This is a genomic window from Nitrobacter sp. 62-13 (assembly GCF_001896955.1).
Classification (GTDB): Bacteria; Pseudomonadota; Alphaproteobacteria; order Rhizobiales; family Xanthobacteraceae; genus Nitrobacter.
In genome coordinates, this window is sequence record NZ_MKRN01000004.1 from 25,299 (window position 1) to 39,342 (window position 14,044).

The following is a 14,044-nucleotide window of genomic DNA, read 5'->3' on the forward strand; positions in this document are numbered from 1 at the left end:
CTTACTGCCTCACAATGAAGTCAATGCGGCGATTCTTGGCCTTGCCCTCGTCGGTGTCGTTGGTGGCGATCGGCTGGGTGCTGCCGTTGCCGATAGGCTTGAATCGGTCGGAAGGCATTCCGGCTTTCACCAGGTAGTCCACGACGGCCTGCGCGCGCCGCTCGGATAGCGTCTGATTGAAGGCGGCATCGCCATCGCTGTCGGTATAGCCGACGATCTCGATCGTGGCCGTCGGACAGCGCAATGCGGTTTCCGTAAGCCGGTCCAGCAGGCCGATGGAATCCGGATCCAGCGTGGCCTGGCCGGTTTCGAACTGGATCGTGCGCTTGCCCAGCAGGTCGGCGAACAATTGCTGACAGACTGACGGATCGACCGGCGCCGCCGCCGGTTTGACCGACACTTCCAGTTTCGATTGCCAACCTCGCGGCAGGTCCTTGGGCAGATCGGCGCGGAGCTGCCTAGCCGCCGCATCGTACAGCGCGTCGCCGGACAGTTCGACGTCCCGGTCGGAGACGACAAGCCGTCCCGTCGACAGCCGCGACAACGAGCCCAGCGCCCGCGTGACGACGGCGTCAAAACCTGCCGGAGCACCGAGACTGGCCTTGAGCTTGTCGACGACCTTCTCGCCGAACTTGCGGCCGGCCGATGCGACGATCGCTGCATGCACGGCATTGTCGGGCACATAGCCGGTCAACGTCAGCGTCGCGGCGACCGGATCCTTGTTGGCTTCGAAGATATATGGCGGGGCATGAATGTCGTTGGTGACCGAATATCCCTCCGGCAGGTTCTTCAGCGCCGCCGCGATCGCCTCGCGGCCGCCGAGTTCGCGCGCCATGCCCGACAGGTTCACCGTTAAATCCGAAATCGTGGCCTTGCCGGTCTTGAGCTTGCCGATTTCGCCGATCAGCAATGCGGCCGCCGTTTCGAAACGCGGCGGTGCGCCGCGCGACAAATTCATGCGGTCGGCGATGTCGATGCCGGAAAACGTCGCACGCGCGGCATCCAGCAGCTTATTCCTGACCACCGGCAACGGTGCGTTGCCGCTGAGCGTCACCTTTCCGATCCCGCGTTCGATGGTCCAGACGAACGGCTTGGCCTCGGCGACGAGCGCGGTTCGATCGTTGACCAGCCGCACACCCGGCACGGCCTCGACCGAGGCGACCGCGTTGCTGCGTTCCTGCTCCGAAAACGCCTCGGCGGAGAACGTGATGTCCCTGCCGGCCGCGCTGATCGAGGTCTTGTCGAGAACGCTGCCCTTGAGCGCGGCGTCGGCATGCGCGCTCAGATCGGCTTCCAGCGGGCCCGTGGTGGTCCAGGCGGCCAACACCCAAAGGATGACAAGGGGGATGACGCCCGGCCACCATTTGCTGCTCCACCTGAAAAATCCGCGCATTCGATATCCTGTGTCGCGCAAACCTGCCGGCTCGCCGGCGGACCGGGATCGTGGGATCCGGGCCAGCATCATCCCGAGCGCGCACCGGGCAAGACCGGATGCCGATTCGGCCGGCGGCGTGCTGGAAATGAAGAGAAAACAAACCCTTGCCGGGCTGTCAAACCGGAAATAAAGCGCAAGCCTCGTCGCCGCGGGCCGGAGGCCCGGATAACCGTTTCTTCAACCGTTTCCGACTAAAGACGTCATCGACAATAAGGGTCGGCTGGTCAACGCGATGAAGCAGCTCCGCAACGCCGTCATTCGCGCCGGGCTGGAGGCGCTGTATTTCAGCGGCGCTCATCATCTGCTGCGACCAATGTTCGCGGGCATCGGAACGATCTTCATGCTGCACCACGTGCGGCCGCGCCGAGACAATCCGTTCCAGCCCAATCATCACCTGGAAGTGACTCCCGAATTTCTGCGCATGACGCTGGCCCATGTCCGGTCGCGCGGGATCGATATCGTGACCGCCGACGAGATGCATCGCCGCTTGAGCGAACGCGATTTCTCGCGGCGGTTCGCGTGCTTCACCTTCGACGACGGCTACCGCGACAACCGCGACTTCGCGCTGCCGGCGATGCGCGACTACGATGCGCCGCTCACCGTCTATGTCGCGAACGACTTCGCGGACGGAGCCGGTCGCCTCTGGTGGGTCGCGCTCGAACGCATCATCGCGGTCGCCGACCGGATCGACAGCACGATCGGAGACACCGCCATCCGTCTCGATACCCGCACGGTCGAAGACAAGCAGGCTGCGTTCATTCAACTCCACGATCTGCTGCGCGGGCTTCCGGACGATCGCGACATCGCACACGCGATCGGCCAATTGTGCGCACGCCATGGCATCGATGAGGCCGCTATCAGCCGGGAGTTGTGTCTGTCCTGGGACGAGCTGAAGCCGTTCGCCGCCGATCCGCTGGTCACCATCGGCGCCCATACCGTCAGCCACTGCAACCTCGCAAAGCGGAGCGAGCAGCAGGCGCTTCAGGAGATCACCGCCAGCCGGGCGCGGATCGAAGCGGTCTTGCAGCACCCCGTGGTCCATCTCGCCTATCCCTACGGCGACCGCGGCGCTGCCGGCCCGCGGGAGTTCGCTTTCGCCAGCGCGGCCGGCTTCAAAACAGCCGTCACCACGCGACCCGGCATGATCTTCGCCGAAAATGCGGAGCATCCGACGGCGCTGCCGCGGATTTCCCTCAACGGAAATTATCAGACCGCCCGTGTCCTGCCGGTGCTGACGTCGGGCGCCGCCACCGCCATGTGGAACGGTTTCCGCCGCGTCGACGCCACGTAACAACCCGCGGCAAATGTCCGAGCCACCGCTGCACGTCCGTGTTACGCTGCCGGGATGGCTTCGGAGCCGCTCCAGGGCCGCGCGGGCGAAGCGAGACCGATCAGCCGTCCCTGGATGTAGTCGCAACCCCAGTCACGCAGCATGACGGCAGATTGCTCGTCCTGAACCCATTCGGCCACCGTCTTGATATCAAGACGCCGCGCCAGATCGATCAGCGTCTGCACGAACGCCCGATCGTCCGGAGAGCCCGCGATATTCTGCACGAACGCGCCGTCGACCTTGACGATATCCACGCCGAGCCTGCGCAGGTTGCGGAACGAGGTGTAGCCGGCGCCGAAATCGTCGATCGCAATCTGGCTGCCGAAGCTCTTCAGCCGCGTGACGAATTCCCTGACGCCGTCGATATCCTGAATCGCAACAGTTTCGGTGATCTCGACGATCAGGCGTTCGGCGACGCCGGGATGGGCGCCCATCAACGATTCGATCGCCGCCCACCAGTCGGCATCCATCGTGGTCTCCGGCGAGATGTTGATGCTGAGCCGGACGCCGGGCGCTTCGGCAAGTTCGGCGATCACAAGCTCGAGCACGCGATGGTCGACCAGGCGGATCAGGCCGAGTTTCTCCGCAACCGGCACCACGTCCGGCGCGAGAAGGAACTGGCCGTCCTGCTGGCGCATCCGCACCAGGCACTCGTAGAAAGCCGGCTCGCGCGTACGTGCATCGACCACCGGCTCGAAGGCGGTAAGAATGCGCCGCTCGTTCAACGCGGTGACGATCTCGTCGGTGACCCGGATGTTGGTCCGCCGCTGCGCGTCTCGAGCGACATCGGGCCGCCACACCGCGAACGACCCGCTGCGGCGGCTTTTGGCGGCTTCGAGAACCTCCTGCGCACGATTAATGGCTTCATCGGCCGTGCGTGCGTAGCGCGGGGCGAGGACCGCGCCGATCGAGGCGGTGACCGAGACCGGCCCCGACGTGGTCGGCACGATCTCGTCGCGAATGCCGGCCAGAAGCCGCTCCGCGGCGACATGCATGTCGTCGCTCGTGCAGTTCATCAGGATCAGCCCGAACTTGTTCCCGGAAAAGCGGCCGAGCACGTCGCCGCCGCGCATGCGCGCGCGAATACGCCGGGCGACCTCGCCGATCACCTCGTCGGCGACATCGAAGCCGAAGGCGTCGTTGATGCGCGCAAGATGGTCGATGCCGAACAGCAGGAACGCGAATGACGACCGGTAGCGCGCCGCTTCCTCGAGCGCGGCCGCGAGCGCGGCCGTCAGATGCGTGCGATTGAGTTCGCCGGTCAGGGCATCGTTTCGTGACAGCCTGACAAGCTGCTCGTCGCGGGCGCGCCGCTCATTCTCGAGCCGCACGATACCTTCGACACGCACCGCCTTGCCGTCCGCACCGGCGAACCAGCAGCCGGATTCCTCGATCCAGAGCATCGGAGCCGAGGCGCTGGCGCGCACGCCGTATTCGATGCGGTAGGCCACGCCCTCTCCCGGACGCCGGTCAGGCGCCGTACCCAACAGGATGTCGGCCCGGATCGACCCGGACGGCTCGATCAGCCGGGCCAGACCGGCGCCGGTTGCGAGCGAAGCAGGCTCGATATCCCTGAAGATCGATGCCGCCCCCTCGGTCCAGGTCATGACATCGCTGGCCACGTCCCAGACGAAGGCAGCCCGACCGAGCGCGGCGAGAATGGATGAAACCTCAGGCCAGCCCTGTGGCCCGTCAGCAATCTGCGGCGTGCTTGCGCCGGACGGAGACTTGGCTGCGGGAGAGGTCGCGGATGTCACGTTTGCCTCGTTTTGGGACGCAGACAGGTGATTCCCCCAAAGCATAGGACCTCCCTGCCGCCAGGCAAAGCTCATAAACGCCCGAAAAAGCCGGTCATTTACCGAGGGAACCGGGCCGCGCCCGTCCTCGATGCCGCCCGGCACGGCCCTTGCGAGGCTGATCGCAACGGCGAATGCCTGTCCCGAAACAGCACATCCGCCGGGAACGAGGTTAACAGATGATGATCACGCAAACCGGTCGGACGGCTGCAACCGCACATGCGCGGGACGACAATATCGCGACGAGGCCCGGCGGCACTGCGGCGGTATCCGTCGTCACGCCGCTTGAGCGTCCGCCGGTTTCGCGATCCCTGGCGCGCCACGACGCGTCCTTCGTCACGCAACTGATCGCCATGGCACAGCACAGCCCGCAAACGCGGACGTTGCGCCGAGCCGAGCCGCAGGTCGCGCGTGCCGCCTATCATTCAACGAACAAACAGAACCAGGCCAATGCGCAGGCGGCTCCGCGGCTGCTGCGCGTCATTTGAGTTCACGCTGGTTGTAGATCGCATCGATCCAAAATCGTGAACATGATCCATTCCAGTAAAGGGATGCGATCGGAAAGCCGCTGAGCACTTTATCCCCGCCCTCTCGTGGTCCGATCCTTCAGGGCAGGTTTGGCTTGGATTTAGCGGGCTCACCGGACAATGTCGGCGTCCCGATGCCCGGCTTGACGTCGGCCGCCGGAATATCAGGAGGCTGCCCGTCTGCGGCGGTTTCCAGGTGAACGACCACCGTCTCCGGCGTGCTGTTCGCAACCGGTTCGGCGATGGATGCAACCGTCGGACCGCCGGACGCCAGCGGCGAAACAGATACCGGCGTGGAAGCGGGCGGGTCGAAACGCGGCTCGGACGCCGGGACCTCGGTCGCCGGTGGCGAGGGTGCGGCCTTCGCGCGGGCCGGCCGCCGCGCCCGCAAGGCGATACCGGACAGGAAATCGACCAGCGCCAGCAGCGTCAGCATGAAATAGGTCGATGTACCGAACTGCGGCAGCATCACGAATTCCACCGCGGCGCCGCCGAACACCATCAGCGCCAGCATGTGGTCGGTGAGGTATTTGCCGCCGGCACGGGAGCTTTTGATGATCTCGAGCAGCAGGAGGACGATGCCGAGCGCAAGCAGCACGTCGCCGAGCGTCACCGGCAATGCCACGCCAGATACCAGCGCCAACGTGAAAACGGGCTCCGTCAACAGGACGCCCGGCATCAGGAAGACGATGATATTGCAGATCGCGAGAGGAATAAGGAGCAGTGGAAAACCGATCATGGACATCGGCAAGCCTCCTTCATTCAAGCGGGAGGGTCGAATTCGCGCCGAATCCACCCTGCCCCTTCTCGCTCCTTATCCGGGTTATTTATGCCGGATTATGCCCCGGCCTGTTTTCCCGGAAGCCTGAAACGAGGCCGGATCAGGAGTCGGTCTTCGCCTTCAAGACCTGACGGCCCTTGTACATGCCGGTCTTCAGGTCGAGATGGTGAGGGCGTCGCAGTTCGCCGGAATCCTTGTCCTCGACATAGGTCGGCTTTTTGATTGCGTCCGCCGAACGGCGCATGCCACGCCGCGAGGGCGATGTTTTTCTTCTTGGAACGGCCATGTCGGTGTCCTTGCAGGATGATGTTGTTGTCGGAGTTCCCGGGAGTAACGCCCATAGTCAGGTGCGCCCGGCTCCTGAACGCCGCCAACTGAAATGCTGATTAAGGCCGCGCTTATAATGGAAGGAACGCCCCAAAGCTAGGGCTGCTATCGGTCAAAATAGCCGGGAGCAGCCTGGGAGCCACGATTGTCGCGCCAGCAAATGCGCAGTTCGGCGGCCTTCGCCCGGACCATATAGGTTCCAGCCAGCCGGCGCACCCCCGGTCCGGGCTTTCGGGCGCTGCGCCTGACCGGATTGGGCAGAATCGCAGCCATGAGCGCGGCTTCCCGCGCCGTCAGGCTGGCAGCGGAGCGCCCGAACGCATAGCGGGAACCGGCCTCGGCTCCGAACTGGCCGCCCGGCCCCCACTCGGCGATGTTCAGATAGATTTCGAGGATCCGCTGCTTGGGCACCACGGCGTCGATCCACATCGCCAGCGGAAATTCCAGCGCCTTGCGAATAAAACTGCGCCCCGGCCACAGAAACAGGTTTTTCGCGACCTGTTGCGTGATGGTCGAGCCGCCGCGCCTCACCTCGCCGTCCTCGGCATCGTCGATAACCTCTCGCAGCGAGTCCCAGTCGATGCCGTGATGGCTGCAGAACTTGGCATCCTCCGACGCGATCACGGAGCGCGGCAGCGCCGGCGACATCGCCGCGAAATCGATCCACTGCCGCGACATCGGCGCGCCGGACAGCTTGCGCCATATCATCAGCGTCGAGACCGGATGGCCGGTCCGGTACAGCGGCGTCAGCACATAGGGCAAAAGCAGCAGGCCGACGGTGGCCAGCAGCGCGACACGGATCGCCCGCCGCATCAGGCCGCGTCGCCTGCGAGGATGGACCGCTGGACGGGTTCACCGGGTCCGCCCCAACCATTCAGCAGATCGCTTTTGACGGCATTGAAGCCGGCGAAAGCTGGCATCGAGAACTCCTTCTTGCCGGATCATATCACAGCCGAACCGGCATATTGCCGGATCGGACGGAATTGACGAAGCCGGTACCATGAACGATTGTCGCCAAAATCGACCGGACGGGCCGTCGAGGCGCTCCTGTCGTCATTCCCTCAAAGCTATTATTGGAGCCCCTTTTTGATGACGTCAGGACTTTCATCCACCGATTTCGCGAAACGCCTCGACAGGACGGCCGACGAGACCGAGGCCCTGCTGGGCAAATTGCTGTGCGACACGGTGTTGCCGGACGAGATCGCGCGCCCGAAGCGTCTGATGGACGCCATGCGCTATTCCTCGCTCGGCGGCGGCAAGCGGCTGCGGCCGTTCCTGGTGGTCGAAAGCTCGGCGGTGTTCGACGTTCCGCGTGACGCCGCGCTGCTGGCCGGCGCGGCACTCGAATGCATCCATTGCTATTCGCTGATCCATGACGACCTGCCGGCGATGGACAACAGCGACCTTCGCCGCGGCCGTCCCACCCTGCACAAGACGACGGACGACGCCACGGCGATCCTCGCCGGGGACGGACTGCTGACGCTCGCCTTCGACATCATCACCCGCGACGAGGTCCACAAGGATCCGACGGTCCGCCTGTTGCTGACGCGCGCGCTGGCGCGCGCCGCCGGCATCGGCGGCATGGTCGGCGGACAAATACTCGACCTCGCCGGTGAGGGGCGCTTCGGCGATCGCGAGCCGGTGGATGTCGCCCGTTTGCAGCAGATGAAAACCGGCGCCCTGCTCCGCTACGGCTGCATCGCCGGCGCGTTGCTCGGCCAGGCCTCGCAGAAGGATTATCAGGCGCTCGATACCTACGGCCGCGCGCTCGGCGAGGCGTTCCAGATCGCCGACGACCTTCTCGACGTCGAAGGCGATGCCGCCGCGCTCGGCAAACCCGCGGGAGCCGACGCCGCGCTCGGCAAAACGACCTTCGTCACCCAGCTTGGCATCGACGGCGCCAAGCAGCGCGTCCGCGACCTTCTGGCGAAGGCTGACGAGGCGTTGTCGGCCTTCGGCGCGCGCGGCGACGTGCTGCGCGCCGCCGCGCATTTCGTCGCCGACCGCAAGAATTGAAGGGCAGCGATGGCAGGCAAGGATGCCGACGACGAATTCTTGCTTCGCTTTCAGAAGATGCCGAGGCCGGCGCGCGTGGTCTATGCCCGTCGGCGCACCTTTATTGCGTTCGCCGTGGGCATCGTCGCATGCCTGCTGCTGCCGCACTCGCTGCGGCTGGTAACGCGACTGCTGATCGGCTGGGACGTTTTCGCCGCGCTCTATCTCATCCTGGTCTTCACCATGGTGTTCAGCGGCGGTCTCGCCCACATCCGACGCAACGCCCGGCTTCAGGACGACGGCCGCTTCGTGATCCTGCTGGTGACCGCGATCGGCGCCTTCGCCAGCATCGCCGCGATCGTGTTCGAGTTGGGCGCACCGCACCGTGGCGCACTCGAACTCGGACTGGCAACGCTCACCATCGCGCTGTCATGGGCGGCGGTACACACCACCTTCGCACTGCATTACGCGCACGAATACTATCGCGGGACTGAGCCCGGCGGCCTCGCATTTCCCAGTGGCAAGGACGGTGCGCGCGAAGACCCGGACTATTGGGACTTCGTCTATTTCTCGTTCGTGATCGGCATGACCGCGCAGGTATCCGATGTCGGCATCACCGACAAGATCATCCGCCGCACCGCCGCGGCGCATGGCGTGATCTCGTTCGTCTACAACACGGCGCTGCTGGCGCTGATGGTCAACATCGCAGCCAGCGCGATCTGACTACTGGCTTAGAGCGTTTTCAAGCGAAGTGGAAACCGGTTCGCGTGAAGAAAACGCGTCGAACCAAAATCATAGGGCCCCGCTTCTGATTCCGTCAGAAGCGGAAAAGGCTCTAGTGGCAAATTTCGACATTGCTGCCACCGCCGAGAATGCCACCGCCTTGCGCGGTGGTACGGAACTCGATCCGGCAGCCGCGCTTGATCGGATGGCAGGTATGATCGTCGCAGACAACGCCGCCTTGCTCCGGTTTCGCGCTCGCGCGGCTCGGCAGCCTGCGCGCGGCGGCTTGCGGCGCATCCAGTTCGTCGTTGAAGCGGCTGCGGCCGGCGCGGCGGGGACGACGATTATCGCGCTCGCGCGATGCGGAAGGCGCCTTGCGTTCCTTCCGCGCAACGCATTCGTTGTCGTCGTTGAGCACCTTGCCCTCGCCACAGGTGATCTTCGCACAGGCATCGCCATCGGCCTTGTAGCCATGACGGCAGATCAGCGGGCAGACGCGCGCCGTCTTGCTCTTGATGACACCGAGCGTATCGAGGCTGGCGACCTTCACGTCCAGCTTCGCATCTGCATGGCGATTGAAATTTTCCAGCGACAGCCGGGATGCCTTGCCCCACTCACCGTCGGCCGATCCGTTGAAGCAGCCGACGCGCCGCAATTCGATCTGCACCGATTTGTTGATCTCAACGGCCGACAAGGCCGGTTGCGCGACAGGCTCGGCGGCCGGGGACAGCGAGGCGGTCTGCTGCGCCGGCGCCTGCGAAGCCGACGGCGCAGAGGACGATGCAGGTGCGCCGGCCTGGCTCGGGCCGCGGGCCTGCGTGTTCGAGGTTGCCGCTGCCGCTTTGGAAGCCTGCGTATCGGCGGCGCGCTCCGCCGCCTCGCGCGACTGCTCCGCCGCATCGACTTTCGCCTGCTTGACCCGCTTCGCCTGTTCGGCGGCAATCCTGGCGTCTTCCGCACTCTTGGCGGCGGCGGCGGCCTTGGCAATTTCGCCCTGTTTCGCGCCTTCGGCCGCCAGGCGCACTTTTTCGTCCGCGGTCTCGCGCGCCTTCGCGGTCGCGGCAAGACGCGCATCTTCGGCACGGATCTTGTCGATCTGGCCTTTGGCGAGATCGGCATAGAAGCCGGTCGGATAGCTCTTCAGGAACGTATCCCATGCGGCACGCGTCCCTAGCTGTAGCGACAATTCGTAATCGCGGCGAACGTCGGCGCGCGCGTCCGCAACGGGAGCGCCCGATGCGGAAGGCGCAGCCTTGACCGGCACCAGCGGGACGTCCTCGCCACCGAGCGAACCGTAGACGTAGGGCTCCTGCCGATTGTTGGTGACCTTGAGCACGTCGTCGCGCACGAAGCCGAACGCCTTGCGCACGTCGAGACCTGGGGTCGCGATATGCCGCACCAGCGCATCGGTGAACGGGCTGTTCTTGTTGTCGCCGTCGGCGGCAGTCGAGCCGGCCTTGGCCGCATAGGCGATCAGCGTATTCGGCGACGTCGGCTCCACCTTGGCGAGGCCGCGGCCGACCGAGCGCATGCTGACCTTTTTCATGGTCTTGTTGAACGGATTGTCGCGGCAGGCGTCGAGAATCACCAGCCGCAACTGCCTGGCGGATTCCACCGCGACCAGCACGCGATCGAGCGACACCGCCTCGTCATAGACATCGGTGTCGCGCTGAAGCGCCGCATCGACAGGAATCAGATAATTCGTGCCCTCCACCTCGATGCCGTGACCGGCATAGTAGATCACGGCCATATCGGCGTTGCGCGCCTTGTCGCCGAAGTCGCGCAGCGCCCGCCGCATGTCGGCCCCGGTCAGATCGTGGCGAGCCTCGACCACGTCGAAACCGGCCTGCTTCATGGTCCGGGCGAAAGCAGCCGCGTCGTTGTCGGGATTGGCGAGTCGCGGAACGTTGCGGTATTCCGAGTTGCCGATCACCAGCGCCACACGGGTCCCAGCCGAGGCAGGCTGAGAGACCAGCACCGAAACCACGACAAACAAAAATCCGAACAAGCCGAGATATCGTCGCAAGGTCATGGCGGCAGATCCTGATCGTTCATTGATACCACACTCGCCGCCTTACCCGAAATCAAGCTCCGACTTTGTGAGCCGGGTCACAATCGGCAGAATGGGACATTCTCCACGTCCTCCCGGAATAGGACGCTGGCAACCCGCAAAACGTTCAAGCGGCGCAGGCCGAACCATGTCTTGCGCGACGCCACGTTTACGCGGCGCGGCAAGGTTGCTATAGGCAGCCAAGGGCTGGCAGCGGGCAGGATGCGGCAAGGGCGCAAATTACAAGGGTGGATCGGGGTCTTTACGGCCTTCGTGTTCGCTTTTCAGGCGTTTCTCGCCACCGCCGTCGCAACGCAGATGGCGGCTACCGCCCCCACTGACGCGTTCGCGATCTGCCATACCATTCCCGAGGGAACAGGCGATCACCCGGCCGGCACTACGCACGCCGCCCATCACCCGTGCATCATCTGTTCGTTTGCCTCGCTAGGCGGCCTGGCGCCGTCTCCCGTCACGATCGCTCTCGTCCGCCTGAGCAAAACGGTCGTTGCCGTCCAGGCACGACCGGCGCGCGTCGTCGTCAGCAAACAACGCTCCGCCCACCTCCCTCAGGGTCCTCCCCGGATCGCGTAGCTCACGACCCTTCGTCGTTCTGCTTACGTCATCATCTGGAGGACTTATTATGTCACGCCTTACGCGCGCGCTATGCGCCGCGAGCGCAATTACGCTTGTTGGATCCGAAACCGCTTTCGCCCAGTCGCAACTGCCGCCCATCGTCGTCCAAACCGCGCCTAAAACGGCAAAGCGGATACCGGCGACGGCCCGCGCGACACACCCGGCCGCCGGGACGCGCGCGACGCGGCACGTGGCTTCACGGCCGCCCGTTCCATCCGCTCCCTCGGCGGGGGGCAGCCTGACGGTGCCGACCACCGCCCAGGCGACCGCCGCCATAGAGCGCACGCCGGGGGCCGTCGCGGTCGTGCCCGATACCCAATTCAAGGACGGGCCTGCGAACACGATCAGGGACGTCCTCGGCTGGGTGCCCGGCGTCGTCACGCAGCCGAAGTCGAACATCGACAACCGGGTTTCGATCCGCGGTTCCGGTCTGACGCGCAACTACGGCAATCGCGGGATCAACGTCTACATGGACGGCATTCCGATCAACACCTCCGACGGCCTGTTCGACCTGTTCGAGATCGATCCCGCCGCCTATCGCTATGTCGAGGTCTTCAAGGGAGCCAACGCGCTGCGGTTCGGCGCCAACTCGCTCGGCGGCGCGATCAATTTCGTTACGCCGACCGGCCGGGACGCGAGCGCCTTCGATGCGCGGTTCGACGCCGGCAGCTTCGGCTATGTAAAATCGCAGTTCAGCACCGGCGGCGCCAGCGGACCATACGACTGGTTCGTCAACGGATCGGCGCAACGCGAGGACGGATTCCGCGATCACAGCAGCGGCAATATGGAACGCGGGAGCGGAAACTTCGGCTACCGGTTTTCGCCGGACGCCGAAACGCGGTTCTACATCAACGCAAACACATGGCGCCAGCGCCTGCCGGGTGAGTTGACCAAGGCGGACGCACTGAACGCCCCGCGGAGCGCCGATCCCGAGTTCGTGAGGCAAGACCAGCAACGCAATATCGACTCGGCGCGTCTCGCCAACAAGACGACATTGCGTTTCGGTCCCACCACGGTGGACCTCGGTATCTTCACGCACCAGCGCCACGTCGACCATCCGATCTATCGATATCTCGACTACACCGTCGCCGATTACGGCGGTTTTGTCCGGGCGACCGACGACCGGCCGATCGGAGGCTTCCGCAACCGCCTCGTCACGGGCGTGAACCTTTTCGCGGGCACGATGGATTACCAGGAGTACGACAACCCCGGTAATGCCGTGAAAGGCGCGCTGCTGGTGAACGCGCTGCAAAAGTCACAGAACCATTCGGTGTATGCGGAGAACAGCTTCTTCGTCGCGCCGAGCGTCGCCCTGATCGCCGGTGGCCAATTCATGCATGCGGTCCGCGATCAGCAGGATCGCTTCCTGTCGGATGGCGACCAGTCGGGCCGCCGCACCTGGGACATCTTCAGCCCCAAAATCGGCGTGCTCTGGGACGTCGACCCGACGTGGCAGGTGTTCGGCAATATCTCGCGCAGCGCCGAAGTGCCAACCTTTGACGCCAACAAGTTCACCTCCCCCGTGACCTCGAATGTCGATGCCCAGACCGCGACGACCTACGAGATCGGCACCCGCGGCCGGCGCCCGGACATCACATGGGATCTCGCGCTCTATCGCGCCGAGATCAGGAACGAACTGCAATGCCTGAGAACGTCGCCCTACAGTCTCTGCACCGTGGTGAACGCGGACAGGACCGTGCATCAGGGCGTCGAGGCCGGGCTCGGCGTCGCATTCCTCAAATCGGCCTTCGTTCAGGAGGACCGCTTCTGGTTCAACCTCGCCTACACCTACAACGACTTCTTCTTCAACGGCGACGCGCGCTGGGGCAACAATCGTCTCCCTGGCGTGTCGCCGCACATCCTCCGCGCCGAGGTGCTCTACAAGCATCCGGGCGGCTTCTATGCCGGTCCGAACGTCGAGTGGATGGCGCGGGCCTACTTCGCGGACAACGCCAACAGCCTGACGATCGACCCTTACGCGCTGCTGAACTTCAGGATCGGCTACGACGCGGGCCCCGGCTGGTCCGGCTATGTCGAAGCGCGCAACCTGCTCGACACCCGCTACATCTCGAGCACGATGACCGCGGATATCGCGACCGCCGCCTCCGCTTTGTTCAATCCGGGCTACGGCCGCGCCATCTATGGCGGTTTGCGCTACCGGATGTGACGGCACCGGCTGACCGGCCACATGTGCCGGTCAGCTGTTCCTTGCTGCGACACCCCATCGACCCGCCGCGCCGCCTTCGGCGGATCGGCGGCCGCTCAGCCGTCAGAATATTCTTGCGGTCGCGACCAAGCTCTGCCCAATACGAAGCGGAGGACAGGGAATTCCATTGGTCATGACCGAAACCTTTCTGACATCCCTGCTCGTTCTCACCATTCTTGCCGCATCGGCGGCATTGGCCCGGCGGCTTGTGACCGCGCCCGCCATCGTGTTTCTGGTGGTC

12 protein-coding genes are annotated in these 14,044 nt (G+C 64.6%); 6 read left to right on the forward strand and 6 right to left on the reverse strand.

Going from position 1 to position 14,044, the window contains the following annotated elements:
• Nucleotide 1: 1 nt before the first annotated feature.
• Nucleotides 2–1,393 (reverse strand): OmpA family protein, encoded by a 1,392-nt coding sequence (locus BGN91_RS00695; RefSeq protein ID WP_292610045.1) that lies wholly within the window; start codon nt 1,391–1,393, stop codon nt 2–4.
• Nucleotides 1,394–1,667: 274 nt separating this feature from the next.
• On the opposite strand from BGN91_RS00695, the gene BGN91_RS00700 reads away from it, so the two are divergent.
• Nucleotides 1,668–2,726 (forward strand): polysaccharide deacetylase family protein, encoded by a 1,059-nt coding sequence (locus BGN91_RS00700; protein WP_292610046.1) that lies wholly within the window; start codon nt 1,668–1,670, stop codon nt 2,724–2,726.
• Between the two features lie 41 nt (nt 2,727–2,767).
• Here the strand turns inward: BGN91_RS00700 and BGN91_RS00705 are convergent, their stop codons facing one another.
• Entirely contained in the window at nt 2,768–4,465 is a 1,698-nt protein-coding gene (locus BGN91_RS00705; RefSeq protein ID WP_292610057.1) for a bifunctional diguanylate cyclase/phosphodiesterase, read from the reverse strand.
• Between the two features lie 275 nt (nt 4,466–4,740).
• Between BGN91_RS00705 and BGN91_RS00710 the strand changes: the two genes are divergently transcribed.
• Nucleotides 4,741–5,049: a hypothetical protein gene (locus BGN91_RS00710; protein ID WP_292610047.1), complete on the forward strand. Its 309-nt coding sequence runs from the start codon at nt 4,741–4,743 to the stop codon at nt 5,047–5,049.
• A 118-nt stretch (nt 5,050–5,167) separates the two neighbouring features.
• Here the strand turns inward: BGN91_RS00710 and BGN91_RS00715 are convergent, their stop codons facing one another.
• The 3 genes from BGN91_RS00715 to mtgA all read right to left on the reverse strand — a co-directional run bounded on the left by BGN91_RS00715 (nt 5,168) and on the right by mtgA (nt 7,009).
• The gene (locus BGN91_RS00715; RefSeq protein WP_292610048.1) at nt 5,168–5,833 is read right to left on the reverse strand and encodes a hypothetical protein; all 666 of its coding nucleotides are present in this window, start codon (nt 5,831–5,833) and stop codon (nt 5,168–5,170) included.
• A gap of 136 nt (nt 5,834–5,969) precedes the next feature.
• The gene (gene rpmF / locus BGN91_RS00720; RefSeq protein WP_292610049.1) at nt 5,970–6,155 is read right to left on the reverse strand and encodes a 50S ribosomal protein L32; all 186 of its coding nucleotides are present in this window, start codon (nt 6,153–6,155) and stop codon (nt 5,970–5,972) included.
• Between the two features lie 146 nt (nt 6,156–6,301).
• Complete coding sequence (gene mtgA / locus BGN91_RS00725) at nt 6,302–7,009, reverse strand: monofunctional biosynthetic peptidoglycan transglycosylase (RefSeq protein WP_292610050.1); 708 nt, start codon at nt 7,007–7,009, stop codon at nt 6,302–6,304.
• 276 nt (nt 7,010–7,285) lie between these two features.
• Between mtgA and BGN91_RS00730 the strand changes: the two genes are divergently transcribed.
• Complete coding sequence (locus tag BGN91_RS00730; RefSeq protein WP_292610051.1) at nt 7,286–8,212, forward strand: polyprenyl synthetase family protein; 927 nt, start codon at nt 7,286–7,288, stop codon at nt 8,210–8,212.
• 9 nt (nt 8,213–8,221) lie between these two features.
• On the forward strand, nt 8,222–8,914 hold the full coding sequence (locus tag BGN91_RS00735; RefSeq protein ID WP_292610052.1) for a DUF1345 domain-containing protein: 693 nt from the start codon (nt 8,222–8,224) through the stop codon (nt 8,912–8,914).
• A gap of 112 nt (nt 8,915–9,026) precedes the next feature.
• On the opposite strand, the gene BGN91_RS00740 is transcribed toward BGN91_RS00735, so the two are convergent.
• Nucleotides 9,027–10,946 carry a caspase family protein gene (locus BGN91_RS00740; RefSeq protein ID WP_292610053.1) on the reverse strand — a complete coding sequence of 640 codons (1,920 nt, stop codon included), beginning with the start codon at nt 10,944–10,946 and terminating at the stop codon, nt 9,027–9,029.
• A gap of 171 nt (nt 10,947–11,117) precedes the next feature.
• Between BGN91_RS00740 and BGN91_RS00745 the strand changes: the two genes are divergently transcribed.
• Nucleotides 11,118–11,555 (forward strand): DUF2946 family protein, encoded by a 438-nt coding sequence (locus BGN91_RS00745; protein WP_292610054.1) that lies wholly within the window; start codon nt 11,118–11,120, stop codon nt 11,553–11,555.
• 49 nt (nt 11,556–11,604) lie between these two features.
• Nucleotides 11,605–13,764 (forward strand): TonB-dependent receptor, encoded by a 2,160-nt coding sequence (locus BGN91_RS00750; RefSeq protein ID WP_292610055.1) that lies wholly within the window; start codon nt 11,605–11,607, stop codon nt 13,762–13,764.
• Nucleotides 13,765–14,044: the final 280 nt, after the last annotated feature.